This is a genomic window from Halopseudomonas sp. 4NH20-0008 (genome assembly GCF_057548395.1).
The window spans coordinates 1-25752 of sequence record NZ_BAAJMD010000001.1 but is presented as its reverse complement, the minus strand read 5'-3'; the positions used below and the strand labels follow the sequence as shown (position 1 = coordinate 25752).

The window sequence follows — 25752 nt, the reverse complement described above, 5'->3', positions numbered from 1 at the left end:
TTCTCCTCAGCAATCCAGCGGGTTGGTTTTCTCGGGATCGATACCGAAGGTCTTGAGCGCGTCGGTCAGGACCTTGGGTTTCAGATCACCGGATTCCACCAGCGCCGAGAGCGCGGAGTAGGCTACCCAGTAGCGATCCACTTCAAAGAAGTGACGCAGTTTGCGGCGGCTGTCGCTGCGGCCAAAGCCATCGGTGCCCAGCACCTTGAAGGTGCCTGGCACCCATTGGCGAATCTGTTCGGCAAACAGCTTCATGTAATCGGTCGAGGCAATGACCGGGCCGCTGCGCTTGGCCAGATTCTGTTCGACAAAGCTGACGCGCGGTTTCTTGGTCGGATGCAGACGGTTCCAGCGTTCCACGTCCAGACCGTCGCGGCGCAGCTCGTTGAAGCTGGTGACGCTCCAGATGTCGGAGGTTATGTCGAAGTCCTCCTTGAGAATGGTCGCTGCTTCGCGAACCTCGCGCAAAATAGTCCCGCTGCCCATCAGCTGCACGTGCAGCTTGCCGGGTTTGGTGCTCTCCAGCAGGTACATGCCGCGCATGATGCCCTCTTCCACGTCCTTGCCCTTGGGCATGGGTGGCTGAACATAGGCTTCGTTCATTACCGTGAGGTAGTAGTAGACATTTTCCTGCTCCTCCATCATCCGTCGTGCGCCTTCGCGGATGATCACCGCCAGTTCGTAACCGTAGGTCGGGTCGAAGCTACGGCAGTTGGGAATGGTAGAGGCGAGGATATGGCTATGGCCATCTTCGTGCTGCAGACCCTCGCCGTTGAGCGTAGTGCGTCCGGCGGTACCGCCGATCAAAAAGCCCTTGGCGCGGCTGTCGCCTGCGGCCCAGGCCAGATCGCCGATACGCTGGAAGCCGAACATCGAATAGAAGATATAGAACGGCAGCATCGGCTGGTTGTAGGTGCTGTAGGCGGTAGCCGCGGCAATCCAGCTGGACATCGCGCCGGCTTCGTTGATGCCTTCTTCGAGGATCTGGCCCTTCTTGTCCTCGCGGTAGAACATCACCTGATCCTTGTCGACGGGCTCGTATAACTGACCGACCGAAGAGTAGATCCCCAGTTGGCGGAACATGCCCTCCATACCAAAGGTACGGGCCTCATCGGGCACGATGGGGACGATGCGTGGTCCGAGCTCCTTATCCTTGACCAGTTGCGAAATGATCCGGACAAAGGCCATGGTGGTGGAGATTTCTCGGTCGCCGCTGCCATCAAGAATGGCCTTGAGGGTGTCCAGTGGCGGCACGGGTACCTTGAAACTGTCGACCCGGCGCTGGGGCATGTAGCCACCCAGTGCTTCTCGGCGCGAGTGCAGATACTTGTACTCGGCACTGCCTTCTTCGGGCTTGAAGAAGGGGAGCTTCTCCAGGTCCTTGTCATTGACTGGAATATCGAAGCGGTCGCGGAATTTCTTCAGGCTCTCGATATCGACCTTTTTCGTGTTGTGCGCGGTGTTCTGACCTTGACCGGCGCCAGTACCGTAGCCCTTGATGGTCTTGGCCAGAATGACCGTCGGCTGATCCTTGTGGTTGACCGCCTCATGGTAGGCGGCATACACCTTGTAGGGGTCATGGCCGCCGCGGTTGAGCTTCCAGATTTCCTCGTCGGACAGGTCCTTGACCATGTCCGTCAGCTCCGGGCGGGTGCCGAAGAAGTGTTCGCGCACATAGGCGCCGTCATTCGCCTTGTAGTTCTGGTAGTCGCCATCAACGGCTTCTTCCATGCGCTGTTGCAGCAGGCCGTCATGGTCCTGGGCGAACAGCGGATCCCACATGCGCCCCCAGATCACCTTGATTACATTCCAGTCGGCGCCGCGGAAACTGCCCTCAAGCTCTTGAATGATCTTGCCGTTGCCGCGCACCGGACCGTCGAGGCGCTGCAGGTTGCAGTTGATGACGAAGATCAGGTTGTCGAGTTTTTCACGACCGGCCAAAGAAATGGCGCCCAGTGATTCAGGTTCATCGGTTTCGCCGTCGCCAACAAAACACCAGACCTTCTGCTTGCCCGGCTCGATAAAGCCGCGGTGCTCCAGGTACTTCATGAAGCGCGCCTGGTAGATCGCCTGAATCGGGCCCAGACCCATGGAGACGGTGGGGAACTGCCAGAAGTCCGGCATCAGCCAGGGGTGCGGATAGGACGACAGACCTTCTCCACCGGTTTCCTGTCGGAAGTTGTCGAGCTGGTCTTCACTGATGCGGCCTTCGAGGAAGGCGCGGGCATAAATGCCGGGTGACGCATGGCCCTGGAAAAACACCAGATCGCCACCGTGCTCATCGGTGGGCGCCTTGAAGAAGTAGTTGAAACCGATATCGTACAGGGTCGCGCTGGAGGCAAAGGTGGAAATGTGGCCGCCCAGATCCGGATCCTGTTGGTTGGTGCGCATGACCATGGCCAGCGCGTTCCAGCGCACCATGGAGCGGATGCGCCGTTCCATGAACAGATCGCCGGGCATGCGCGCTTCATGGCTGACCGGAATAGTATTGCGGTAGGGCGTGGTGATGGCGTAAGGCAGGGGAGTGCCACTACGGCTGGCCAGTTCGCCCAGGCGGGTCATCAGGTAGTGGGCGCGGTCCTCGCCCTCTTTATCAAGAACTGATTCCAGTGCGTCGAGCCATTCTTGGGTTTCGAGTGGGTCGATATCATCTTGCTTCATTGTTTAGCTCCAGACCTTGTGGGTCCAACCGGTAGTATTTAACCAAACTACCGTGACTGTTTTGAGTGTATTTGTAGTTTAGCTACATAAATTTGCAGTTATCTAGCTCTTTGATTGATTTTTTTGTAGCTAAGCTACATTGCTTTCGCGTCGCAAATCTCTGCCCTTTTCCATTGCGCGTTGCCATGGCAAGCTGCATGCCTGTGTTTTATTCAGGATAGACCATGCCCTTTACAACACCCCTTGCCTTGCCGACGGCTATCGATGCTCTGGTATCTCACCACCAGGCCCAATGGCGGGCAGCTGTTGGCGCTCAGGGGTTGGACAGCCAGTTGGATCAGCTTGATCCCGGTTTTCTCGATTCATTGCCTCAGGTATTGGCTGGCAGCGACTTTGTTGCCGAACAATTACGTCGTGATCCCCAGTTGGCGTGGCGCCTGCATGAAGATGGGATGTTGTGGCGATCGCTGGACAGAGGGGAGCTGCTCAAGCGTCTTGATGCAGCCTTGCTCGAGGTTGACTGTGAGGAGCGGTTGGCTCAGGTTTTGCGGCGCTTCAGGCAGTTGCATCAGGTACGGATTATCTGGCGCGACCTTACCTCTGTGGCGAACACCGCTGAAACCACCCGAGACCTCTCCGACATGGCTGATGCCTGCCTGGATCTGGCCTATCAGTGGCTGTATCGCCGTGCCTGCGAAAGCCAGGGTACGCCCACGGGGCAGAGCGGTGCTCTACAGCATATGGTGGTGCTGGGCATGGGCAAGCTGGGCGCGCAGGAACTGAACCTGTCCTCGGATATCGATCTGATTTTTGCCTACCCTGAAGCCGGTGAAACTCAGGGTGGTCGTCGCAGCCTGTCGAATCAGGAGTTCTTTATCCGTGTAGGTCAGAAGCTGATCAAGGCGCTGGATGCCATTACTGTGGATGGCTTTGTTTTTCGCGTGGATATGCGCCTACGACCCTATGGCGATAGCGGTGCACTGGTCTTCAGCTTTGATGCGCTGGAGCAGTACTACCAGAGTCAGGGTCGTGATTGGGAGCGTTATGCCATGATCAAGGCCCGCGTCGTTGCCGGTGACCAAGTGGCGGGCGCAGAGCTGCTGGCCATGCTCAAGCCTTTTGTGTATCGGCGCTATCTGGACTTTGCTGCTATCGAGGCCCTGCGCACCCTAAAGCAGATGATCCAGCGCGAAGTGCAACGCAAAGGTTTGCAGGATAACGTCAAGCTGGGTTCGGGCGGCATTCGCGAGGTCGAATTTATTGGCCAGGCTTTTCAACTCATTCATGGTGGGCGTGATCGCGGTCTGCAGCAACGGCCAATTTTGTCTGTGCTCGATATGCTGGCAACCAACAGTTATTTGCCGGATGAAGCGGTCGATGAGCTCAAGGGTGCCTACCTTTTTCTGCGCGACACCGAGCACGTACTGCAAGCCATAGATGATCGTCAGACCCAGATGCTGCCGACCGATTCGCAAACCCAGGCCCGGGTAGCTTTCAGCATGGGCTTTGAGGACTGGAGCCAGTTCCGCAGCATGCTGGATACTCAGCGGGCAAGGGTCGCCAGGCATTTTGCCGGGGTTATTGCCGACCCTGACGAAGAGATGAATACCGATGTCCCGCTGCATGCTGAATGGATTCCGGTGTGGGAGGGTGCACTGGAATCGGATCAGGCGATTGCCCAGTTTGCCAGCGCTGGATTCAAGCAGCCGGATGAGGGCTGGCGATTGCTCGCCGGCTTGTTGGCTTCGGGACGTGTTCGGGCCATGCAACGCCAGGGCCGTGAACGGTTGGATGTCTTCATGCCGCGTTTGCTGGGTATGGCGGCTGAACAGGATAATCCGGATCTGGCGCTTGAGCGGGTCATGCCGCTGGTCGAGGCCGTGGCACGGCGCTCTGCCTATTTGCTGCTGCTGACGGAGAACCCTGGAGCATTGCGCGAGCTTTTGGTCTTGTGCAGCGCCAGCCCATGGATAGCCGAGCAGATTACCCGCTACCCCGTGGTGCTGGATGAGCTATTGAATGCCGGGCGTCTCTATCGCCCGCCGCAAACCCACGAGTTGGTTGATGAGTTGCGTCAGCAACTGATGCGTATTCCCGAAGACGATCTTGAGCAGCAAATGGAAGTGCTGCGCTATTTCAAACGTGCCCATGTGCTGCGGGTAGCCGCCTCGGAAGTGGCCGGCAGTCTGCCCTTGATGAAGGTCAGCGACTATCTGACCTGGATTGCCGAGGCGATATTGCAACAGGTATTGTTGCTGGCTTGGCGCGAAATGACGCTGCGTCACGGTTTTCCCCGGCGTCTGGATGGCAGTCTCTGCGATCTGGATTTTGTCATAGTGGGTTATGGCAAGGTCGGTGGCATTGAGCTGGGACATGGTTCTGATCTGGATCTGGTCTTTATCCATGATGCCGATGGTCAGGCGGAAACCGATGGTCCTCGCCCGATTGACGGCAGCCGTTTCTATACTCGGCTCGGCCAGCGCATCATTCATATGCTGACCGCACAGACTACCTCGGGCGCGCTCTATGAGGTGGACATGCGTTTGCGACCTTCGGGTGAATCCGGTTTGCTGGTCAGTTCACTGGACGCCTTCGGCCGCTACCAGCGCGAGGATGCCTGGACCTGGGAGCATCAGGCGCTGGTTCGGGCTCGGGTTTTGGCGGGGTGTAAAAGGTTGAATCATCGTTTTGATGATCTCCGCGCCGAGGTGCTGGGTCGTCAGCGCGACGAAGATGAGTTGCGGCAAGAAGTCGCGGACATGCGCCAGAAAATGCGTGAAAACCTGGGTTCCAAGGCGACCCAGGGCGGTTTGAGTCCCTCCGCTTTTATCGAGGATGCCTCCTTTGATCTCAAGCAGGATGCTGGTGGTATCGTTGATATCGAATTTATGGTGCAATATGCCGTTCTGGCCTGGTCGTGCCGGTACCCCGAGTTACTGCGTTATACCGATAACATCAGAATTCTTGATGGGCTGCATGAGGCTGGCTTGATTGCCGGCGAGCAGGTGCAGTGTCTGCAGGAGGCCTACAAGGCCTACCGGGCAGCAGCCCATCGTCTGGCCTTGCAAAAGCAGCCGGGCAAGGTAAGTGGCGACCAGTTCCATGATTTCCGACACGGAGTCATCCGTCTCTGGCAGCAGTGGCTGCCCGACGACAGAGCAGCGCCCGACTGAAACGGGTCGGTTTTCAGGGCAGGTCAAGGCCGAACAGAATCAATTAAGAACAACCCAATTTATGGAGCTGGCTGCTATGTCGATGGCCGATCGTGATGGTGTTATCTGGTTTGATGGTGAAATGTTGCCATGGCGCGATGCCAATGTGCATGTGCTGACGCATTCCCTGCACTATGGCATGGCGGTTTTCGAAGGTGTGCGTGCGTACAGCACCCCTGATGGCACGGCGATCTTCCGCTTGCAGGCCCACACTGACCGGTTGTTTGATTCTGCCCATATCATGGGCATGAAGATTCCCTATACCAAGGAACAGCTGAACGAAGCTCAACGAGCGGTGGTGCGTGAGAACAATCTTGAAACAGCTTATGTTCGCCCGCTGGTGTTCTACGGATCCGAGGGTATGGGTATTCGTGCTGACAATCTCAAGGTGCACGTTGCCATCGCTGCCTGGCATTGGGGTGCGTACATGGGTGAAGAGGCGCTGGAACGCGGGATCAAGATCCGCACCAGCTCCTTCACCCGTCATCATGTGAATATCACCATGACCCGCGCCAAGGCCAGCGGTGCCTACATGAACTCCATGCTGGCGCTGCAGGAGGCTGTTTCTGCAGGTGCTGATGAGGCGTTGTTGCTGGATCCTGAAGGTTACGTGGCTGAAGGCTCAGGCGAGAATGTGTTTATCGTCAAGAACGGTGTGATCTACACGCCAGAAGTGACCGCCTGCCTGAATGGCATCACCCGCGGTACTGTTCTGGCGCTGGCTAGCGAATTCGGTATTCCTGTAGTCGAGAAGCGTTTGACCCGTGACGAAGTCTACATCGCTGATGAAGCCTTCTTTACCGGTACCGCCGCTGAAGTGACACCTATCCGTGAGCTGGATAATCGCCAGATTGGCGCCGGTCACCGTGGTCCGGTGACCGAGAAGCTGCAAAAAGCCTACTTTGATCTGGTAACCGGGCAGAGCGGAGCGCATGCCGAATGGCGTACGCTGGTCCGCTGATAGCGTCAAGCCGCAAGCGGCAAGCGGCAAGCCGTCGGAGATCGACTGCTTGCTGTCTTGCTTGGCTTACTTGCAGCTTGCAGCTTGAGGCTTGCAGCTTATGAGAATTCTGATCGTAGGTCCCAGTTGGGTTGGCGACATGGTGATGGCGCAGACGTTGTTTGCCTGCCTGAAGCTGCGTCATGGCGCTGACTGTGCGATTGATGTGCTGGCGCCGGACTGGAGTCGGCCGATTCTTGAGCGCATGCCCGAGGTGCGCAGCGCCCTGAGTTTTCCACTTGGTCATGGCGTGCTGAATCTGACCGCCAGACGGCGTATTGGCCACTCCCTGCGCGGACAATACGATCAGGCCATTGTGTTACCCAATTCCCTGAAATCGGCTCTGGTGCCCTGGTTTGCCGGCATTCCCCAGCGTACCGGCTGGCGTGGCGAGATGCGCTATGGCCTGCTGAATGATCTGCGCGTGCTGGACAAGCTGCGCTATCCACTGATGATTGAACGCTTTATGGCGCTGGCCTTCGAGCCAACCCATGTATTGCAGCGACCCTATCCACGTCCAACCCTGAGCATTGATCCTGTTAGCCGTGACACGGCGCTGGCGCATTTCGAACTGGAGCTTGATCGTCCGGTACTGGCGCTGTGTCCTGGCGCCGAGTTTGGCGAGGCCAAGCGCTGGCCAGTAGAGCATTACGCCCGGGTTGCCGATGAGAAAATTCGTCAGGGCTGGCAAGTATGGTTGTTTGGTTCAGCCTCGGACCGCGCCGGTTGCGAGGATATCCGCAGCCAGTTGATTCCCGGCCTGCGCGAGGAGTCAGTCAATCTGGCGGGTGCCACCAGTCTGGCTGAGGCGATTGACCTGCTTTCCTGTGCCCACGCGGTGGTCAGTAATGACTCGGGTCTGATGCACGTGGCTGCCGCTCTCAATCGGCCATTGGTGGCACTCTATGGCTCGACCTCGCCGGACTTCACCCCGCCCCTTGCAGCCCAGGTTGAGATCGTACGACTGGGGCTGGATTGCAGCCCGTGTTTTGAGCGTACCTGCCGCTTCGGCCATTACAACTGCCTGCGCGATTTACCGCCAGAGCTTGTGTTGGATGCCCTGCAGCGCCTGGTCGGTGAGCCTCTGGCTGACCCACAGGCGATCTGAGGATGCGCGTCCTGTTGATCAAAACATCCTCCATGGGGGATGTCATTCATACCCTTCCAGCCTTGACCGATGCCATGCGCTGTCTGCCCGGGATTCAGTTCGACTGGGTGGTGGAAGAGGGGTTCGCCGAAATCCCCGCATGGCATCCAGCGGTTGCCGAGGTCTTGCCAGTGGCAATTCGCCGCTGGCGCAAGCATCCACTGAAAACCTGGCGCAACGGTGAGTGGCGTCGCTTCAAGGCGCGTCTGGCGGCTACCCGATATGACCTGGTGATCGACGCCCAGGGACTGCTGAAAAGCGCCTGGCTCAGTCGCTATGTTCAGGGGCCGGTGGTTGGTCTGGACGGCAGCTCTGCCCGTGAGCCGCTTGCCAGTCGCTTTTATCAGCAGGGTTTTCATGTGCCCTGGGGCCAGCATGCGGTAGAGCGGGTGCGTCAGCTGTTTGCCCAGGCCCTGGGTTACAGCGTCCCCGAGGGTGTCGGTGACTACGGGCTGAACCGTCATTATCTGGCCGGTGACGCCACGACTGAGCCCTATCTGCTGTTTCTGCACGGTACTACATGGGCCAGCAAGCACTGGCCGGAACTGTATTGGCGCCAGCTCGCCGAGCACATGAGTGAGCACGGCATGGGTGTGCGTCTGGCCTGGGGCAATGCTGAAGAGCAGGCCCGTGCCGAACGCATAGCCTCCGGGCTTGACGGTGTTCAGGTGCTGCCGCGTCTGCCCTTGGCTGGTATAGCCCGTCTGGTTGCCGGTGCCCGGGCCTGTGTGGCGGTGGATACCGGGTTAGGCCATCTGGCTGCGGCGCTGGATGTGCCCACACTGTCGCTATTCGGACCCACGGATCCGAAGTTGACGGGCGCCTATGGCCGCTCGCAGCAGCATCTGGCCAGCGACTTCCCCTGCGCGCCCTGCCTGCAGAAGCGCTGTCCCTATCAGCCGAGTCCAGCCGAGGCCAGGCAGTTTGATCTGCGCCGTGAGCAGCCGCTGTGCTTTACTCGTTTGAACCCCGAACACGTGCAGGCGCAACTGGCCGTTCTGCTGATGGAACAGGAAGCCCCCTGATGCAACTGGCGTTTGTGCTCTACAAGTATTTTCCCTTTGGCGGACTGCAACGCGATTTCATGCGTATTGCCCAGATATGCCAGCAGCGCGGCCACCAGATTCGCGTCTATACCCTGATCTGGGAGGGAGACATACCGGACGGCTTTGAGGTATTGGTGGCGCCGGTCAAGGCGCTGTCCAATCATCGGCGCAATGAGAAATTCAGCGCCTGGGTGCAGGCTGATCTGGCGTGCCGTCCGGTGGATCGACTGGTTGGCTTTAACAAAATGCCCGGGCTGGATGTGTACTATGCCGCCGATCCCTGTTTTGAGGACAAGGCGCAGACGCTGCGCAATCCCCTGTATCGCTACTGGGGCCGTTACAAGCACTTTGCCGAGTATGAAAGGGCCGTATTTGCACCGGAAGTGGGAACCCAGATCCTGATGATTTCGGAGGTGCAAAAGCCTTTGTTCATGAAGCACTACCGCACCCCTGAAGAGCGCTTTCATCTGTTACCGCCGGGCATTGCGGCTGACCGCCGGGCGCCGACGAATGCCGGCGAGATTCGTCAAGCCTTCAGAGCCGAGTTTGATCTTCAAGACACCGATTTGCTGTTGCTGCAGGTCGGATCGGGTTTCAAGACCAAGGGCCTGGATCGCAGCCTGAGGGCACTGGCGGCACTACCGCAAGCGTTGCGCCAACGTACCCGTCTGATGGTTATAGGCCAGGATGATCCAGGCCCGTTTCTTACCCAAATCAAGTCCCTGGGTATCAGTGACCGGGTAGATATTTTCAGCGGTCGCAACGATGTACCGCGCTTCCTGTTGGGCGCGGATCTGCTGATTCATCCGGCCTACAACGAAAACACCGGTACCGTGCTGCTGGAGGCGCTGGTCGCCGGGCTGCCGGTTCTGGTCACGGACGTCTGCGGCTATGCCCATTACATCGAAGAGGCGGATTGCGGGCGGGTGGTCGTCAGCCCCTTCGAACAAGCAATGTTGAACCAGGCCTTGCAGGCCATGCTGGAGGACCCGCAGGCACGTGCGCGCTGGAGCGCGAATGGATTGGCATTTGCCGATCAGGCCGACTTGTACAGCCTGCCGGAAAAAGCCGCCGATGTGATTCTGGGGACAGCATGTTGATGCTTGCCGAACCCTTCAAGCAGCTTTGGTCCGGGCGCGATCCCTTTGTTGAGGTTGAAGCGCTGCAGGGCGAGGTATACCGCGAACTGGAAGCCCGCCGGACCTTGCGTACCGAGGTCGATGGGCAGGCTTATTTTGTCAAGATTCACCGCGGTGTCGGTTGGGGCGAGATCCTCAAGAACTGGCTGACCTTGCGAGCCCCGGTATTGGGTGCAGCACAGGAATGGCAGGCTATTCAGGCGTTGACCGCAGCAGGCGTACCGACCATGACGGCGGTGGCCTTCGGTCAGCGCGGCCGCAACCCGGCCACCCAGCACTCCTTTATCATTACTCAAGCACTTACCCCGACCATCAGTCTTGAGGACCTCAGTCGTGACTGGCTGCAATCGCCGCCCAACCCCGGCTTCAAGCGCGCCCTGATCGCCGAGGTGGCGCGCATGACCGGCCTGATGCACCGGGCCGGGGTCAACCACCGCGACTGCTACATCTGCCACTTTTTGCTGCATACCGATCAGCCGGCGTTTCCGGCGCCACCCAAGCTGTCCCTGATTGACTTGCATCGTGCACAGATCAGGCCTCGGGTACCGCGCCGCTGGCGCGACAAGGATTTGGCTGGTCTGACTTTTTCAGCGCTTCATATCGGTCTGACACGCCGGGATCAGCTGCGCTTTTTGCGTGATTATTTTCAACTACCGCTGCGTCAGATCCTGTTGGCGGAAGCGCCTTTGCTTCGGCATCTGCAGAAGCGTGCAGCAGTCTTGCAGGCCCGCTTTGAACGTAAATATGCCGCGGAGGCAGAGCATTGAAGCGTTGGACCCTGAATCCCGAATACGCCACCGGTGATAGTGGACGTTTGTTTGCCGACCTGGATGCGGTATTTGCCCTGGAGGGTGAGTACATCACCCAGGATCCGTTGAGTACCGTGCACAAGGTCTGGGTGGGTGATCGTTATTACTACGTCAAGCGCTATCTGGGGGCGGGCAAGCATTTGCGCCGTTTTATCGGTCGGCCGCGGGTTCAGGCTGAATGGGAGAATCTACTGCACTTTCATGCCTGGGGTATTCCCGCCGCAACGGTTGTGGGTTTTGGTATGGAGCGGCGCGGTGGAGCCTTTGTTCGTGGAGCGCTGATTACCCAGGAGCTGACTGATACTAATGATCTTGCGCGCATGGCCAAGAATCGGGATCCACGGTTGCAGGATCCGGGTTGGTTACGCCATGTTCTGCGGCAGATTGCCCATGCCACGCGCATGATGCATGAACAGCAATTTACCCATAACGATTTGAAGTGGCGCAATATCCTGGTTGATAGTCAGGCCTATGCCAATGTGTTCATGATCGACTGTCCCGGTGGCAGTTTCTGGTGGGGTCCAATGCTGGGTCATCGCAAGATCAAGGACCTGGCCTGCCTGGACAAGCTCGGCAAACAGTACCTGAGTCGCAATCAGCGCCTGCGTTTTTATCGGGAATACAGTGGCAAGCAGCGCCTGGACACTGCTGCTAAACGGCAGATAAAAGCCGTGCTAGGTTACTTCGAGGGACGCGAATGAGCAGCAACGCCTTTATTGCCGTCAATGCCCGAGACGTGCTGTGGCGGCATGGGCTCGACTCCTTTGATGCCCTGTGGGATTTACAGCTTGAGGCAGTCGATGCACCCAATACCCAGCGTGGAGGGTGGAGCAGCGTGTACCGTCTGGAGCTGGAAGATGCCAATGGTGCAACGCAGAGTTTTTACCTGAAACGGCAGGACAACCATCTGACCCGTGGGCTGACAGCACCTCTTGGCAAGCCTACCTTTGCCCGTGAGTTTGCGGCAATTCAGCATTATGCGCATTTGGGTATCCCGGCACTGGAAACGGCCTTTTTTGCCGAACGTCAGTTGCCCGGCCACAAGCAGGCTATTCTTCTGACCCGTGCACTGGACGCTTATGCCCCTGCTGATCAATGGTATCAACGCTGGACCGAGTTGAGCTGGCGCGGGCGACAGGATCTGATTCTCGCCAGTGCCGCACTGGTGCGCGCCCTGCACAATACCGGGCGTATCCATAACTGCCTGTACCCCAAGCATGTGTTTCTCAAGTTGGATGGGGACGGTGCTGGCGCACGCTTTATTGATCTGGAGAAAACCCGCCGCGCGCTGTTTGGCGAGCGGGATTTTGTTCGCGACCTGGAGTCCCTGCACAGACGCAGTCAGGCGCCGAGTCGCAGCCAACGGCTGCGCTTTTTCCTGGCCTATGCGGGTAAGCAGCGTCTGGACACAGAGGCCCGTGCCTTGTTAAAGCGGATCCACGCACGTCTGAGAGACAAGGCGCAGCGCTCATGAGGGTCGATCTTCAGGCTCTGCGCAGGGAGGGGCGTACGCCTGCTGTGCCCTGTGAGCTGGTGCTTGCCGATGGTCGATACCTGCGGGTGTTGCAATGGCTACGGATTTTGCCGGGCAAGCGTCTGGTAGGGCGGGCCGAGTTGGACGGTCAGACGGTATTGGCCAAGGTTTTTATAGCCAGTGCCAGTCAGCGCCATTGGCAGCGTGAGGTTCAAGGCCTTCAGGCTTTGGCCTCAGCCAGGCTGAATACGCCGGAATTGATCCTGAGCCAGGCTCTGCCAAGTGGTGGTCATCTGCTCTGTACCCGCTTTGTTCAGGGATCATTGACTCTGGCTGAGGTCTGGAATGGGCTCGCTGACCAGTCTCCCGCCAGTGCTGCGGCAGTCGATGTACTCTCGCAGGCACTGCGCGCGCTCGCCGACATGCATCAGGCGGGCCTGACACAGGCCGATCTGCATCTGGGCAATTTCCTGCAGCAGTCTGATCGATTGTTTCTGATTGACGGGGATGCTGTGCAGGCCGTCTGTCCGGGTCAGCCTCTGAGTGCTGCCGATGCAGAGCGCAATCTGGCGATCTTCTTTGCCCAACTTGATAGCGACTGGGATGCGCAGATTGAGCGCTTGCTGGTCGAGTACTTGAGCGTGAATGCGGCCCGGGCGCTGAACCCGGATCGTTTGACGACACTGATCGAGAAGCACCGGCAACATCGACTCGAGGATTGGTTGGCCAAGGCGCTGCGTGATTGCAGTGCCTTTTTGGCGCGCCGTAATTGGTGGCGCTTCAGTGTTGCCGTGCGAGATCAGGCCGCAGATCTCGCACCCCTGCTGGCTGACCCTGATGCGTCTTTTGTCAGCAAACCAAGCTTGAAAGACGGCGGCAGTAGCAGTGTTACTCGTGTGCAAATGGCAGAACGCACTTTGGTGATCAAGCGTTACAACATAAAAGGGCTTGGTCACTGGTTGAGTCGTTTCTGGCGCCCCAGTCGTGCCTGGCATGCCTGGTTGGCCGGACAGCGCTTGCGCTTTCTTGGTATAGCCACGCCAGCGCCGCTGGCCATGATCGAAAGCCGTTTTGGCCCTCTGCGTCGTCGAGCCTGGTTGCTCAATGAGTTCTGTCCGGGCCAGGATCTGCGTTCGCTCTTTGATCCTACGGGTCAGACATTGCCGCCCGATGAACAGCTACAGGCCTTGCTCAGGTGTTTTCAGCAATTGGAACAAGCGCGTATCAGTCACGGTGATTGCAAGGCGACCAATCTACTGTGGCATGAAGGCCAAATCTGGTTGATTGACTTGGATGCGATGCAAGCACACGTGACTAAAGCCAACTGGCAGCGAGCTTGGTCAAAGGATAGGACGCGGTTGATCCGGAACTGGCCAGAGGGCAGTCCTATGGCCGAGTGGTTGGCGCAGCACCTTCCGTGACAGGTGGACTGCTTGGTGTGAATTAGTACTTGAGCCCACTTGCAAGACGACGCTAAGCATTGCTCAGAAAATCAAGGATCCCTTCAACCCAGGTACAGCCTGTATGAATCTCAAGTGGCAACGCAAGTTGAGCAAATGGCGGTTGATCTTGAGACTGAGGCGCTTTCCGTCGCGTAGCGAAGTCGATATTTTCCTGGCGTTTAAAGTTCGCCAGGCTATGTCACAAACCCGTTTTATTGGTGTCACCGGCAGCGCCGGTAAAAGCACAACCAGTGCCCTTCTTCTTTTTTTACTCTCGGCACGCTTCCCGACGGCAGCGTCTATTTTGCACAACAATACCAAAGATATTGCCCGGCGATTGATTGAAGTCCAGCCAGGTGACCAGTACGTGGTTGTCGAAATGAGCGGCCATGAAGCAGGCGCATTAATTCGCGGCTGCCAGCTGGTTCAGCCCGATATGGCCATTGTGACTACGGTGTCGGCCGATCATTACAATAACTTTCGTAGTCTCGATCTGACTGCGCAGGAAAAAAGTACCCTGGTCAGCTCCGTAAAGCGATCTGGCAAGGTATTTCTCAATCTGGATGATCCGCGTGTGGCTGCCATGTCTAACGCAGCCGAGGCATCTGTATCGACCTTTGGTACCGGCAGTGGCGCTGACTATCAGGCCATTAATCCTCATATCAACGATCGAGGTAACTTGACCTTTATTTGTATATATGCGGAACAGCAGGTTGTCTTCGAGATAGCGCTACCTGCCATGCATTTTGTAACGGCAGCATTGGCTGCTATTGCCTGTGCTCATCAAGCGGGTATTGCCTTGAGCTGTCTGGCCGAGCGAGCAAGGTTGTTCACAGGGTTGAAGGAGCGTTGCTCGCTGCATAGCCTTTCCTATGGTCGACAGTTGATCTGTGATACTGCGAAAGCGCCTTACGCCACTCTAGAGTCGGCTTTCAGCGTATTGACCGGTTTTGCAACTGCACCACGCAAGACACTGGTATTGGGTGCCTTTTCGGACTATCCAGGTGCTTTCAGCCCCAAATTGCGTAAGGTGGTAAAAATGGCATTCAGCTATGCGGATCGCATTTTTCTGTTGAAACCTGCTCATATCCCCTCGGAGTTGCCGCAACCTGGGCCTGGTCAATCTTTGGACTTTGTTGATTCGCTGAAGGAGATCAGTGTGCTGTTGGATGGCGATATTCTTCCGGGTGAAGTGATTCTGCTCAAGGCTGCACCGGTCAGTGAACTGGTTGGTTTGCTTGAGCTCTATGGGGAAGCTGTCCCCGCGGAAAAACAACTGCAGCTCGATACTGATTTTGCCAGTCTGGATGCGCGCTGGGCGGCATGCTCTGCGCAAATGCCTTCTTCACTGGTCCGACTTGCGCCGCCTGTTCCCTGACTGGAGTTGTTTATGCTGCAAGCACTATTGTTCAACGATACTTCCTATGAAGATCATCATGGTTGCCAGTTGGTCATCCGGCAGATACACCGGCTGGCAACAGACGCAGGGATATCCATTGCCCAAACATCCCCTATAGGCCATGACTGGGAAGCAGACGCGTATTTGCTCGACAGTTTGAACAAGGTTGATCTGTGCATAGTCAACGGTGAGGGCACCATGCATGATGATGCGCCCGCAGCCATGAAACTGGTTGCACTGGCGCGCTACTGCAAGCAGTTGGGCATTCCCTGTGTACTGATTAATTCGGTTTGGCAGCGAAACCCGCAACTGATTGACCATGCACGTGATTTTCTGGCCATTTTCGTACGAGATGGCTTGAGCCAGGCGGAGCTTTTGGCATACGGGATTGAGGCTCGTCTGGTACCTGATTTGACGCTGACTTATCAGCCAGAGGCCGGAGAGCTTTCTCGTCACGGATTTATAGTCAACGGCAGTGTACTAAGGCCCGTGCAGCAACAGATGTGGACGCTGTTGGCTCAGCCTGCTGCATCATCAGCGCAATACTTGAGTATCCGTACCATCCCGCCCCTGCGTCTTGGTGGCGGGCATGGGCGCTTTTTTTTCAGCAGTCTAAGGGCCAACATCAAGATGTGGCGCCATTGGTTGTCCAGCCGTTTTACGCGACCCGCAGCGGTAGCCAGCAGCAAAGGTTTTAGTCGCCTTCGCTGGCGCTATTGCGAGCTTTCAACTGATGATTTTTTGCGCAGACTCAGCCGGACACAGGGTGTAGTTACTGGACGCTTCCATATGGTCACACTGTGCATGGTATGCCGGACACCCTTTATGGCACTGGGTTCTAATACCCACAAGATCGAGGCGCTGCTGGCTGAAGCGGGTATGCCAGAGCGGCTTTGCACCAGCTATGCTGAGGGCCTGGGCAAGCTGGCCGAAACACCCTTCAGTGATGCCGAGCTGGCCAGGCTTGACGTTTTTCTTGAGGGCGCCCGGGTGTCCGCACAGCAGATGTTCGCAGACATTGCAGGGCTCGGGTACGCACGTCGCAAGGCATGAACAACGGCGGCTCATTGGGCCAGCTTCAAGCGCTTCAGCCATTTCATTTTCTTGCGTTGCAACCAGGTTTTCTTTGCTGGTCTGGCGCTCACGCGTTGCACCAGTTTGGGGAAAAGTGACAATCTGTTGTGCAGTGCTGCCGAGGTAAGCAGATTGATTGCTGAGGCTCTGTCTCCCCGGCTACTGAGGTCCATACTGGCGAGCATGTCTTCATCAAAACTGTTGTCAATAAATATGCCCGGGATCTGACCTGTTTCGGCGAGGAACATCGCTTTGGTGCGGGTGCATTTTGAGCAGAGGCCGCAGTTTTCCGGGCGAATATCGCGCTTCTTGCAGAAGCTGATGCAATTCAGAGCTGTCGGGTTGGTGCTCAGCGCAGTCAATTTGGCAGGCCGATCAATATCCAGATCAAAGGTATGGATATGAAAGGCTTGGCTGGCGAAGAGGCAGTTGGTGATCGAGCTGGTTCCCCAGGGAAAAATCAGGGGTTCAAGGTAGATTGAGCTGTCGGCAGCAATGCTGCCGCGATTGTAACGATCTTCGAAAAGAAAGAGTGAACCGAACAACTGGAAGCCATGTCCGCAATCGGCGTCCGTGCCAAAGCGCTTCATGACCTCGGCCGCATTTGAGCGCAGGGTATAGCTTTCCTTGATGGCAAGGTCTCGCAAGGGCTGGGTTTTGGCCATCAGAGCCTTGAAGCGCGTGTTGTCCTTTGGACTGTAATCCATGCCATGGATGGTCAGGGCGGCTAAGTCAATATTGTTTTTCAGATAGTGAGTGATCAAAGTGTAGGTAGAATCTGCTCCACCGGAGTAGAGCATGATGTCACCTCTTTGCTCGCCGTACAGAGACTCCTCAGGTTGTTCAGCACTGACGTTGACCATGTGATACACGTCTGGCCGCCATGCATACCAGATTTTGATCAGCTGTCTTGCGTTGTCCAGAGCGGATGGACTTACTCGACCGAGAATATGTAAATCGCGATTCAGACTCATGGCTATTGGTAGACAGACCCATAACGCGAAGGTATTGCTGATGCCGCTGAAGTCATCACGACCGCCGGCCTCGAATTCAATTTCAAAGCAGTCTGCAACAAGTCGGATGTGTTGCTTGTCGAACAGAGTGTTGATGACCAATGGCGCTAAAATATCCGGCATTATTGTGTTCCATGAGTAACTTACGATGATTTTATCGGTGCTAGTCTGAATTCACACTTCATTCTAGTGTCAATTGCTACACGTCTGCCGGGTGTGCGGCAAATGACCTGGTTGGTTCGGCGTGAAACTGTTTTGCTTTCCAGATTTTGTTACAGGCTCAGACCATGATTTATCGAAATGATTGTCTCCGGACTTTGGCGTTACCCTTGGCATTTGCCTCCTTTGAGGGTAATCGTCATAGCCAGCAGGGGGCTGTCTTTATCCTCGCTTCAGGGCCTACGGCTGCTGACTTTCCTTTGCACAGGTTTCCCAACATACCTGTGATTGCCATGAATGGCTCTATCTTGCGTTGCGAAGAGGAGAGGGTGCGCCCTTTGTTCTATCTGTGTGACGACCCGGCTTTCATTGAAGGACGCCTCTCACTTGCCATAAAGGGTATCGAACTAGCTGATCAGACAGCTATGACGGAGGATTGTTACCAGTTACTGCTGGACAAGGCTCCGGTGACATTGAGCGCCAGTAAGCTTTATCGGCTTTCGCGAGTTAACCGTCTGGAACGACGTCCGATCATTTCGGATAGACGTTTTGCCTGGTCAATTCGGCATGACCCGCATTTGCATAGCTATTTTTCGTTGCTACGGGTCAAGCCTAACCGGGTAGGTTTCAGTACCAATCTGGCCAAGGGGTATTTTGGTTCCCGAACTATCCCTTTGGCTGCGTTACAGCTCGCTTGCCACCTCGGGTTCAGCAAGGCTTATATGATTGGTGTCGATCTGGATGCATCACGAGGTCGCTTTTACGAGCAGGGTAGTCGCGCTATGCCTAGTTCTTTGGATGAGTGCTATGAGGATTATATTCTGCCAAGTTTTAAAATCATGGCAGAGCGAGTTGTAGCCCCAGGTCGATTTGAGGTTTTCAATTTATCAAGCAGCAGTCGCTTGCCTGCTGCTGTGGTGCCGCGCATCAGTCTGGAGCAGTTGCTTTGCGAATTGAGTATGCCGAGCGATGACTCGTCAGCAGAGACAATATAAACTTGTTTCCCCAGGATAAGTCGTCCTGATACGGGTTGGTTCCAGCAGGAAGCAGGTCATGATCAGTATTGCACCCATAGGCGCTGATGTAGCGCTGCCAAGCGGTGAAGTGGTGGCTGTGCCCAGGGTATCAGTGATCATGCCCTGCTATAACTATGCCCGTTACGTTGCTGAAGCGGTTCGTAGTGTATTGCAACAGGACTATGCGGATTTCGAGTTGATCATCATCAATGATGGTTCAACCGACAACAGCCTGGAGGTGATTCAGCAGGCTGTACAGAGTCATCAGCTAGGCAGCCGGGTAAAAAGGGTTGAAGTGATTGATCAGCCCAATCAGGGCGTCAGTGCTGCCTTGAATGCAGGGATAGCGCGGGCGAGTGGCGAGTTTGTTGCCACCTTTGACGCTGACGATCGCATGCCGCAGCAGCGCTTGCGTTTGCAGGCTGAATACCTTGTTCATCACTCCCAGGTAGGCTGTGTTGGTGGAAGAGCTCAACCCATTGATCGCCATGGGCACATGCTGGCGCCCAAAAAAGTCCGCACCGAAGTGAGTTATTATGATTTTCCCAGAGTGCTGTCCGAGGCCTTTGTGGTGGGTGGCAGTCTTGCGCTGTTTCGCCGATGTGCGCTTGTGCAGGTTGGCGGTTATGACTCAAGCATTCGTGTGCAGGATTTTCAGATTACCCTCAAGCTTGCCCACGCGGGCTACCGAATCGATATTTTGCCGGATATCGTCAATTATTACCGGCGCCATCCCGACAGCCTCTCTAAAGCCTATCTATCGGAGTATCGATATGCTCTGCAGGCCATCATGCCTTATGCCGATTATCCTGAGTATGCTGCCTGCCAGGCGCGCCTTGCCATCAAAGCGCTGAGGTCTGCTGTTGTTATCGACAAACCGGCGGCCTGGGGGCTTGTGCGGCGCATTCCACTGCGTCATTGGGACCGTCAGATGCTCAAGCGCCTACGCTATCTGCTATTAAAGCATGCAACACAAACTGAGCGTATGACCCCGGTATGATGGTAATGACTAGTTGGCCATGCGACGGGCGGGAATCTAGCGGCAATCGTTGGCCGAAAGGTGTAAAATGCTCTGCTTTAAAGAAACCTGAACTGCAGAGGCACTCCAGTGGCATTGACGATTCTCGGACTCTCCGGCGCACTCAGCCATGACCCTTCCGCCGCCTTGTATATCGATGGCAAGTTGATTGCTGCGGTCGAGGAAGAGCGTTTTGTACGTGACAAGCATGCCAAGAATCGCATGCCCTACGAATCAGCCAAGTTTTGCCTGGAACAGGCAGGCATCAGCCCGGCGGATGTGGATATCGTCACCATCCCCTTTGCACCCATCAGTATTTTTGGCAAGGCGCGCTGGCAGTACGCCAAGCGCTACTGGTATGCGCCTGATCGTGCTCTGGATGCGATTTTGATGGGCAATCGGCGTTTTTATCGCTACAAGAAGCGCATCGAATGGTGTCTGCTGCAATTGGGCTTTGATCTGAAAAAGGTCAAGCTCGAACCGGTTGAGCATCACCTTGCGCACGCCTCCAGTGCTTATCACTGTTCCGGTTTCAAGGAAAAGACCGCGATCATGGGTATCGACGGCAAAGGCGAGTACGCCACTACCTTTTTTGGTTACGGTGAGAACGGCAAGATCCACAAGATCAAGGAGTTCTTTGATCCGGACTCCCTTGGCGGCCTGTACGGCGCGTTGACCGAATATCTGGGCTTCGAGATGCTTGACGGCGAGTTCAAGGTCATGGGCATGGCGCCGTATGGCGATGCGGCCAAGTATGATTTCTCGAGGCTGGCCAAATTTGAAAACGGCGAGCTGGTCATCAATACCGATTATGCCAACGTTATCGGCTTCCGCCGCTTCAAGGAAAAGGGCAAGGGTTATTACTTCTCACCCAAACTTATCGAGTGGCTGGGGCCCAAGCGCGAAGGCGATATTGCCGATGACCCCTATATCCACTATGCCGCCAGCATGCAGGCGTTGTTCGAAAAGCTGGCGCTGGAGATGATGGATTACTATCTCGGTGACATTTTGCGTGAAACCGGGCGCATTGCCTTTGCCGGTGGCTGTGCGCTGAACGTCAAGCTTAACCAGCGCATCATCGCCCGTCCTGAGGTCAAGGAGTTGTTTGTGCAACCGGCGGCTGGCGATGCCGGAACCGCAGTGGGTGCGGCCGCTTTTGTTTCTGAGCGCAACGGTGTGCCTGTGGAGAAGATGGAGCATGTCTATCTTGGCCCGGAATACAGCAACGAAGACGTCATTGCCGCCTGCGCCCGGCACCCCAACAAACCGGAGTTCAAGCTGCTGGATGATGTACCCGAGTACATCGCCGATATTCTCAACGAAGGCAATCCGGTCGCCTGGTTTCAAGGGCGCATGGAGTTCGGTCCGCGCGCTTTGGGTGGCCGTTCTATTATCGGTTGCCCGAGCATCAAGGGTGTGGCTGACCGTATCAATGCGCAAATCAAATTTCGTGAGCGCTGGCGCCCATTTTGTCCTTCCATGTTGGATACCGTGGCCCCGCAGATGCTCGGAATTGACCACCCATCGCCTTTCATGACCTTCACCTTCGAAGTCAACGATGAATGGAAGAGGCGGGTACCCGAGGTAGTCCATGAGGATGGCACGGCACGGGCGCAGGTGCTTAAGCGTGAATACAATCCGCGCTATTACGACCTGATGACCCATCTTGAGCGTCTGACCGGCAATGGTGTCGTGCTCAATACCTCGTTGAATCGCCGAGGTGAGCCTATGGTCTGCTCGCCAACTGATGCGTTGAACATGTTCTATGGATCGGATCTCGAGTACCTGATCATGCAGGATGTGCTGGTAGTCAAAGACGGCGCTCGTTGATGGGACGTGTGCGAGAGGCCTTTGTCGATGCCCGTAAACGCTACAAGATTGGCCGTGAAAAACCGCAGCTCTGGTCCTTTGAGGAGCTGGGGTTTGGTTATATTCAGATTCCCAAGGTGGCGACGCGTTCAATAAGGAATGCGCTCCTGGGGATGGCGGGTAAACAGGGTGAAGCGGACGCATTTGCCGGTTTCGAGTCGGACAATAGTGCCCATGTACCCAAGCTTGAGATAAGGCGGGCCGTTAACGCGGGTCTTTTTATCTTTGCGTTTGTTCGCCATCCATTAGCTAGATTGCATTCAGCCTGGGTCAACAAGATTGTTGACGGCGAAAAGTTCGGCAGACCGAACATTTTGCGTTGTCATGGGATGCATTACGGTATGCCCTTCGCCGATTTTGTTGCTCGGGTTGCAGAGCTTGATGATTGCCAGGTAGATAGGCACATTCGCTCTCAAGCCTGGTTTCTGGCTGATGAGCAGGGCTTGTTGCCTGGCTTTATCGGCAAGTTGGAGCATTTTGCCGATGACTGGGATGCGTTGAGACAAAGGGTCCCGGCATTGGGCACTGTGCCGCACAAAAACAAGGCCGCTTTTGATATGGACTTTATCCGTGCCTATGACCCGCTTAGCCTGGAGTTGGCTGTGGCTCGTTTTGCCAGAGATTTCGCTCTGTTTGATTATCCCCTCCCATTACAGGCAGATACCTGATGAGTGACCAGCGCCCAGGTGTGATTTTTATCCTCTCGACTAACTATGCTGGTTCGCACTTGCTGACCCAGCTGCTGGGCGCGCATCCACAGTGCCGTTCAATCGGTGAGCTGCATAATTATCGCAAATATCAGGATAGGCCTGATGAGCGGCACAGCGTTGTCAACGACTTTGCTGATAACCCTTGGTTTTCCGGTCTTGATAGTTTGCCGCAATCCCGCTGGCATGGGCAGGTCTTACAGGCGGTCCGCGCTGGCGCGCCAGAGGTCAGGGTGCTGGTGGATAACTCGAAGAAACCGGCCTGGGCCGAGCGTTTTATTGATAATCCGGATTTTGATGCGCACTTCGTACACCTGATCCGTGATCCGAGAGCACTTGTCAGGCGTTGGCAGCAGACCTATGACACGTCTCAGGCCCGGAGAGCGCAGCGCCGCAGGGTCTTCAGGCATAATCCTCGTTGCCTTTTTACGGCTTTGTTTGGCAGCGAACTCGAGTTGTACTGCGCCAAGTGGTTGCAGGCCAATCAGGAAATCAGTCGCTTCCTGAGTTCAGTAGGGCAGTCAGCGAATCTGGTTACTTATCACGATTTGGCTCTGCATACTCGCACAGCGCTGGAGCGACTGATGCCGTGTATAGGTATGGATTTTCGCAATGAACAATTGAACTTTGGCGCGGTCGAACACCGTGGGACTTTGAAAAAGGCGTACCTGGAACAATCCAAGCGCTCTGAGATTCAATTGGACAATCGTTGGAAGCAGTCATTGTCTAGCGCCGACATTAGCCGAATTACTGGCAACAGGTCTCTATGTGACTATCTGTCTGAACTGGGTTTGTCCTGGGCTCAAGACGGGCTTACAGCGCAATAATCTATTATGCAGGGCAGCACAGTTTGCCCTGTGGACGTTGAGCTTATTTATGCCTACATATGTACAGCCTTGGATTTTGCAAATTTGTCATGGCTATGAAGCGCCCTTTATGGATTGTGCCAGGCAATATGCGGGCATGTTCAAGGGTGGTCCTTTTAAGGTTCTGACTGTTTATTTGACAGGCAAACCCAGTGATAAGGTGGTTCAGGGTACAGACAGCGATGAAGTCATTTTTCTTGATTTCAGCAGTCGGGACATTGCTGGCTTGAAGCTGGCAGCTATTGCCCGCATTCGTGCCTTGAGTCGGTCAAGACGTTGTGTTTTGTGTATTGCCCATCGCTTCAAGTCGATTCACGTTGCCTTATTGGGTACAGCGTTGCCCGTAGTGGGCGTGAATCATGCCTTTGATGTTTATCAGCGCGTCACCCGCCAGTGGTTTGTACGACTTTTTCAATCACGACTTTTGCTGCTGGGCGTCTCAGATGCGGTGCGCGACAATATTCGTGATTGCCTTAAAGGCTGGCCTGCAGATCATATTCAGACGCTTTACAACCGTGTTGATCCTGATGCCCTTATCACGGGGCAGGTATCCCGTGCAGAAGCGCGATTATTTCTTGGCCTTGCTGCGGATGCCTGGATCATAGCCAGTGTTGGTCGACTCCATCCTAAGAAGGATCAGAGCACGTTGATTCGTGCTTTTGCCGAAGCGCTGCCCAGATTGCCTGAGCATGCACAGCTGGTTCTGGTCGGCAAAGGCGAGATGGAAAAGTCGTTAAAGTCGCTGGCTGAATCATTAGGTTTGGGCGGCCGTGTTCAGTTTCTGGGATTTGTGCCGGAGGTCTGGCGATACTTCAAAGCATTCGATTACTTCCTGTTGGTAACAGACCGCGAACCTTTCGGGATGGTGCTGCTTGAAGCGATGGTCGCTGGGGTGCCAGTGCACTGCACTGACTGTGGAGGTTCCCGTGAGGTGGTATCAGGCCTGGGCCAGCTTTTTCGCTATGGTGATGTGCAATCAATCGCCGCAGGACTTGTCAGTCGCGTTGAGGCCGGACAGGACCTGATTGCCTTGCAGCAGCGGATGCTGTTGCGCGTTCGAGAGTCTTTTTCAGATGAGGCTGTTCGTCAGCGCTTTCTGTCCATGCCATTAATTGAAAATTGGCTGGCGTCATCAAGTTAAATGATTTGCTCAGTGTACGGCTTACAAGTTGATGTTATTTTTAACGTCAGCATGCCATTGCTCTCGTTTAAGAAATAACGAAATCTCTGACTGACATGTATATTTAAAGGCTTTACATGACTACTTTCATTTCCTCAGGTAAGCCCAGCATCCGGTTTTTGATCCCGTATTTCGGCGCTTGGCCATTTTGGATGCCTTTTTTTCTTGAGGGATGTCGGCGCAACGCCGATATTGACTGGTTATTTTTTACTGACTGTGGGATACCCAGGGATGCTCCTGACAATCTGACCTTCGTCGAGATGGACTTCAAATCCTATTGCACTTTAGTCTCATCGCGACTTGGCATTGATTTTTACCCTGATCGTGCCTACAAGCTATGTGATATCAAACCCGCGCTTGGTTACATTCATGCAGAGTACCTGGATGGCTACGATTTTTGGGCTTTTGGTGACATAGATGTGGTATACGGCGATATCAGAGCTTATTTTTCAGCGCAGCGTCTGGCCACCAAGGATCTTTTCTCGACCCACGCCCGGCGCGTCTCAGGCCACCTTTGTCTTATTCGCAATACACCCGAGATGCGTCAAGCCTTTATGCGTATACCGCACTGGCAAGCGCGTTTTGCTGACCCCGTGCATCAAGCGTTGGACGAGGGTGCATTCAGTCGGCTGTTTATGCGCAGAAAAAACTGGCCGGATGCCTTGCGGCGTTTTGCAGCGCGTTTCAATGCCTGGAGCCGCAGGAGCGAGTTTGTAGAAGCGCATAGCACTTTTACCCTGTTGTCTAACGGCAAAAAAGTCATACCGCAGCGTTGGTTTCTTCGTGATGGCGTCCTGACCAACAGTGAGCTGGGTGACGTCAGCTTGCCTTATCTGCATTTTTTGGCCTGGAAGAATAAGAGCTGGAAAAACAGAAGGCCGGCTGATCTCCTGGGGCCACCAGGGTTGGCAGAGTCAGGTCATTGGGAGGTGTCTGTCGACGGCTGGAGGTCGCTCGGAGATTAATCCGATCAACCATATACCGAGAACCAGACACGTGCTTTGGCGTTGGTAAAATCAAATGGGAGGTCTTTCAGAGGCCAAAACGGCCTTGACCTTTTGTTCTATTCTAGAGCCTAGCCACTGAGCCCCACTGATGGATAAGTGATCGTCATCTCGGTATATCAGTACATTGTCCTGACGGGCTCGGCATGTCCTGGCATCGCATATCCTATCGGTTGGATCGATTTGCCTGATGGATGGAAACTGGTTGAGGATAGCGTCGAGTACAGGGCGGTACTCACTCGAGCGTGCATCTGTCACTGCATTGTCAAAGTGACAATGTTCTCTTGGTATGCGACTTATAAACTGGTTAGGTGTCCAGGAAATGCATTCCCTGGCATTGAATGGCAGCTCTGGTACTGCGTGCAGAAAAACGACGCGTTTGCCAGACGCCGTCAACTGATCAAGTGTCGCTGTCAGTGCGGCTGAGAAGGTACTGATACGCTGTTGGTTGTCATTGGCACTGGGCTGACCAATGAAAATGTTTTCATCTGACACATGCTCTGCAGGGTCATCAATA

Annotated in this window: 21 protein-coding genes; 18 read left to right on the top strand and 3 right to left on the bottom strand. The window is 55.4% G+C overall.

Annotated elements, in window-relative coordinates; genetic code table 11:
- Positions 1 to 6 precede the first annotated feature (6 nt).
- Positions 7 to 2661: a pyruvate dehydrogenase (acetyl-transferring), homodimeric type gene (gene aceE / locus AC27HQ_RS00105; protein ID WP_487153786.1), complete on the bottom strand. Its 2655-nt coding sequence runs from the start codon at positions 2659 to 2661 to the stop codon at positions 7 to 9.
- A 224-nt stretch (positions 2662 to 2885) separates the two neighbouring features.
- Here aceE and glnE point away from each other — a divergent pair, with 224 nt between their 5' ends.
- From glnE to AC27HQ_RS00050, 11 genes are all read left to right on the top strand, one after another.
- The gene (gene glnE / locus AC27HQ_RS00100; protein WP_487153785.1) at positions 2886 to 5834 is read left to right on the top strand and encodes a bifunctional [glutamate--ammonia ligase]-adenylyl-L-tyrosine phosphorylase/[glutamate--ammonia-ligase] adenylyltransferase; all 2949 of its coding nucleotides are present in this window, start codon (positions 2886 to 2888) and stop codon (positions 5832 to 5834) included.
- A gap of 76 nt (positions 5835 to 5910) precedes the next feature.
- The gene (locus AC27HQ_RS00095) at positions 5911 to 6834 is read left to right on the top strand and encodes a branched-chain amino acid transaminase (RefSeq protein ID WP_487153784.1); all 924 of its coding nucleotides are present in this window, start codon (positions 5911 to 5913) and stop codon (positions 6832 to 6834) included.
- A gap of 100 nt (positions 6835 to 6934) precedes the next feature.
- On the top strand, positions 6935 to 7981 hold the full coding sequence (gene waaF, locus AC27HQ_RS00090; protein WP_487153783.1) for a lipopolysaccharide heptosyltransferase II: 1047 nt from the start codon (positions 6935 to 6937) through the stop codon (positions 7979 to 7981).
- Positions 7982 to 7983: 2 nt separating this feature from the next.
- The gene (waaC, locus tag AC27HQ_RS00085; RefSeq protein WP_487153782.1) at positions 7984 to 9045 is read left to right on the top strand and encodes a lipopolysaccharide heptosyltransferase I; all 1062 of its coding nucleotides are present in this window, start codon (positions 7984 to 7986) and stop codon (positions 9043 to 9045) included.
- Positions 9045 to 10166 carry a glycosyltransferase family 4 protein gene (locus AC27HQ_RS00080; RefSeq protein ID WP_487153781.1) on the top strand — a complete coding sequence of 374 codons (1122 nt, stop codon included), beginning with the start codon at positions 9045 to 9047 and terminating at the stop codon, positions 10164 to 10166. Before waaC ends, AC27HQ_RS00080 begins: the two co-directional genes overlap by 1 nt.
- Positions 10160 to 10972 carry a lipopolysaccharide core heptose(I) kinase RfaP gene (gene rfaP, locus AC27HQ_RS00075; protein WP_487153780.1) on the top strand — a complete coding sequence of 271 codons (813 nt, stop codon included), beginning with the start codon at positions 10160 to 10162 and terminating at the stop codon, positions 10970 to 10972. The genes AC27HQ_RS00080 and rfaP overlap by 7 nt, the downstream gene beginning before the upstream one ends.
- The gene (locus AC27HQ_RS00070; protein WP_487153779.1) at positions 10969 to 11715 is read left to right on the top strand and encodes a lipopolysaccharide kinase InaA family protein; all 747 of its coding nucleotides are present in this window, start codon (positions 10969 to 10971) and stop codon (positions 11713 to 11715) included. Before rfaP ends, AC27HQ_RS00070 begins: the two co-directional genes overlap by 4 nt.
- Positions 11712 to 12488, top strand: a complete 777-nt coding sequence (locus AC27HQ_RS00065; RefSeq protein WP_487153778.1) for a lipopolysaccharide kinase InaA family protein — start codon at positions 11712 to 11714, stop codon at positions 12486 to 12488. The genes AC27HQ_RS00070 and AC27HQ_RS00065 overlap by 4 nt, the downstream gene beginning before the upstream one ends.
- Positions 12485 to 13909, top strand: a complete 1425-nt coding sequence (locus AC27HQ_RS00060; RefSeq protein WP_487153777.1) for a lipopolysaccharide kinase InaA family protein — start codon at positions 12485 to 12487, stop codon at positions 13907 to 13909. Before AC27HQ_RS00065 ends, AC27HQ_RS00060 begins: the two co-directional genes overlap by 4 nt.
- Before the next feature lie 103 nt (positions 13910 to 14012).
- Complete coding sequence (locus tag AC27HQ_RS00055) at positions 14013 to 15308, top strand: Mur ligase family protein (RefSeq protein ID WP_487153776.1); 1296 nt, start codon at positions 14013 to 14015, stop codon at positions 15306 to 15308.
- 12 nt (positions 15309 to 15320) lie between these two features.
- Positions 15321 to 16382, top strand: coding sequence for a polysaccharide pyruvyl transferase family protein (locus AC27HQ_RS00050; protein ID WP_487153775.1), 1062 nt, complete (start codon positions 15321 to 15323; stop codon positions 16380 to 16382).
- Positions 16383 to 16393: 11 nt separating this feature from the next.
- Here the strand turns inward: AC27HQ_RS00050 and AC27HQ_RS00045 are convergent, their stop codons facing one another.
- Positions 16394 to 17539, bottom strand: coding sequence for a hypothetical protein (locus AC27HQ_RS00045; protein WP_487153774.1), 1146 nt, complete (start codon positions 17537 to 17539; stop codon positions 16394 to 16396).
- A gap of 206 nt (positions 17540 to 17745) precedes the next feature.
- Here AC27HQ_RS00045 and AC27HQ_RS00040 point away from each other — a divergent pair, with 206 nt between their 5' ends.
- The 7 genes from AC27HQ_RS00040 to AC27HQ_RS00010 all read left to right on the top strand — a co-directional run bounded on the left by AC27HQ_RS00040 (position 17746) and on the right by AC27HQ_RS00010 (position 25196).
- Positions 17746 to 18570, top strand: coding sequence for a lipopolysaccharide core biosynthesis protein (locus tag AC27HQ_RS00040; RefSeq protein ID WP_487153773.1), 825 nt, complete (start codon positions 17746 to 17748; stop codon positions 18568 to 18570).
- Between the two features lie 58 nt (positions 18571 to 18628).
- Positions 18629 to 19591, top strand: a complete 963-nt coding sequence (locus AC27HQ_RS00035; RefSeq protein WP_487153772.1) for a glycosyltransferase family 2 protein — start codon at positions 18629 to 18631, stop codon at positions 19589 to 19591.
- A 108-nt stretch (positions 19592 to 19699) separates the two neighbouring features.
- Positions 19700 to 21439 carry a carbamoyltransferase family protein gene (locus AC27HQ_RS00030; RefSeq protein WP_487153771.1) on the top strand — a complete coding sequence of 580 codons (1740 nt, stop codon included), beginning with the start codon at positions 19700 to 19702 and terminating at the stop codon, positions 21437 to 21439.
- Positions 21439 to 22146: a sulfotransferase family protein gene (locus tag AC27HQ_RS00025; RefSeq protein WP_487153770.1), complete on the top strand. Its 708-nt coding sequence runs from the start codon at positions 21439 to 21441 to the stop codon at positions 22144 to 22146. Before AC27HQ_RS00030 ends, AC27HQ_RS00025 begins: the two co-directional genes overlap by 1 nt.
- Positions 22146 to 23012 (top strand): sulfotransferase, encoded by an 867-nt coding sequence (locus AC27HQ_RS00020; RefSeq protein WP_487153769.1) that lies wholly within the window; start codon positions 22146 to 22148, stop codon positions 23010 to 23012. The genes AC27HQ_RS00025 and AC27HQ_RS00020 overlap by 1 nt, the downstream gene beginning before the upstream one ends.
- Positions 23013 to 23061: 49 nt before the next feature.
- Positions 23062 to 24192, top strand: coding sequence for a glycosyltransferase (locus AC27HQ_RS00015; RefSeq protein WP_487153768.1), 1131 nt, complete (start codon positions 23062 to 23064; stop codon positions 24190 to 24192).
- Positions 24193 to 24308: 116 nt separating this feature from the next.
- On the top strand, positions 24309 to 25196 hold the full coding sequence (locus AC27HQ_RS00010; protein ID WP_487153767.1) for a DUF6625 family protein: 888 nt from the start codon (positions 24309 to 24311) through the stop codon (positions 25194 to 25196).
- Between the two features lie 51 nt (positions 25197 to 25247).
- Here AC27HQ_RS00010 and AC27HQ_RS00005 read toward each other — a convergent pair.
- On the bottom strand, positions 25248 to 25752 hold a 505-nt coding region (locus AC27HQ_RS00005; protein ID WP_487153766.1), incomplete at its 5' end, for an SGNH hydrolase domain-containing protein.

What these genes read in the sequence shown, in the direction of transcription:
- aceE (WP_487153786.1), bottom strand. Translation starts at nt 2,661, where the DNA reads ATGAAGCAAGATGATATCGACCCACTCGAAACCCAAGAATGGCTCGAC.
- glnE (WP_487153785.1), top strand. Translation starts at nt 2,886, where the DNA reads ATGCCCTTTACAACACCCCTTGCCTTGCCGACGGCTATCGATGCTCTG.
- AC27HQ_RS00095 (WP_487153784.1), top strand. Translation starts at nt 5,911, where the DNA reads ATGTCGATGGCCGATCGTGATGGTGTTATCTGGTTTGATGGTGAAATG.
- waaF (WP_487153783.1), top strand. Translation starts at nt 6,935, where the DNA reads ATGAGAATTCTGATCGTAGGTCCCAGTTGGGTTGGCGACATGGTGATG.
- waaC (WP_487153782.1), top strand. Translation starts at nt 7,984, where the DNA reads ATGCGCGTCCTGTTGATCAAAACATCCTCCATGGGGGATGTCATTCAT.
- AC27HQ_RS00080 (WP_487153781.1), top strand. Translation starts at nt 9,045, where the DNA reads ATGCAACTGGCGTTTGTGCTCTACAAGTATTTTCCCTTTGGCGGACTG.
- rfaP (WP_487153780.1), top strand. Translation starts at nt 10,160, where the DNA reads ATGTTGATGCTTGCCGAACCCTTCAAGCAGCTTTGGTCCGGGCGCGAT.
- AC27HQ_RS00065 (WP_487153778.1), top strand. Translation starts at nt 11,712, where the DNA reads ATGAGCAGCAACGCCTTTATTGCCGTCAATGCCCGAGACGTGCTGTGG.
- AC27HQ_RS00060 (WP_487153777.1), top strand. Translation starts at nt 12,485, where the DNA reads ATGAGGGTCGATCTTCAGGCTCTGCGCAGGGAGGGGCGTACGCCTGCT.
- AC27HQ_RS00055 (WP_487153776.1), top strand. Translation starts at nt 14,013, where the DNA reads ATGAATCTCAAGTGGCAACGCAAGTTGAGCAAATGGCGGTTGATCTTG.
- AC27HQ_RS00050 (WP_487153775.1), top strand. Translation starts at nt 15,321, where the DNA reads ATGCTGCAAGCACTATTGTTCAACGATACTTCCTATGAAGATCATCAT.
- AC27HQ_RS00045 (WP_487153774.1), bottom strand. Translation starts at nt 17,539, where the DNA reads ATGCCGGATATTTTAGCGCCATTGGTCATCAACACTCTGTTCGACAAG.
- AC27HQ_RS00035 (WP_487153772.1), top strand. Translation starts at nt 18,629, where the DNA reads ATGATCAGTATTGCACCCATAGGCGCTGATGTAGCGCTGCCAAGCGGT.
- AC27HQ_RS00025 (WP_487153770.1), top strand. Translation starts at nt 21,439, where the DNA reads ATGGGACGTGTGCGAGAGGCCTTTGTCGATGCCCGTAAACGCTACAAG.
- AC27HQ_RS00020 (WP_487153769.1), top strand. Translation starts at nt 22,146, where the DNA reads ATGAGTGACCAGCGCCCAGGTGTGATTTTTATCCTCTCGACTAACTAT.
- AC27HQ_RS00015 (WP_487153768.1), top strand. Translation starts at nt 23,062, where the DNA reads ATGCCTACATATGTACAGCCTTGGATTTTGCAAATTTGTCATGGCTAT.
- AC27HQ_RS00010 (WP_487153767.1), top strand. Translation starts at nt 24,309, where the DNA reads ATGACTACTTTCATTTCCTCAGGTAAGCCCAGCATCCGGTTTTTGATC.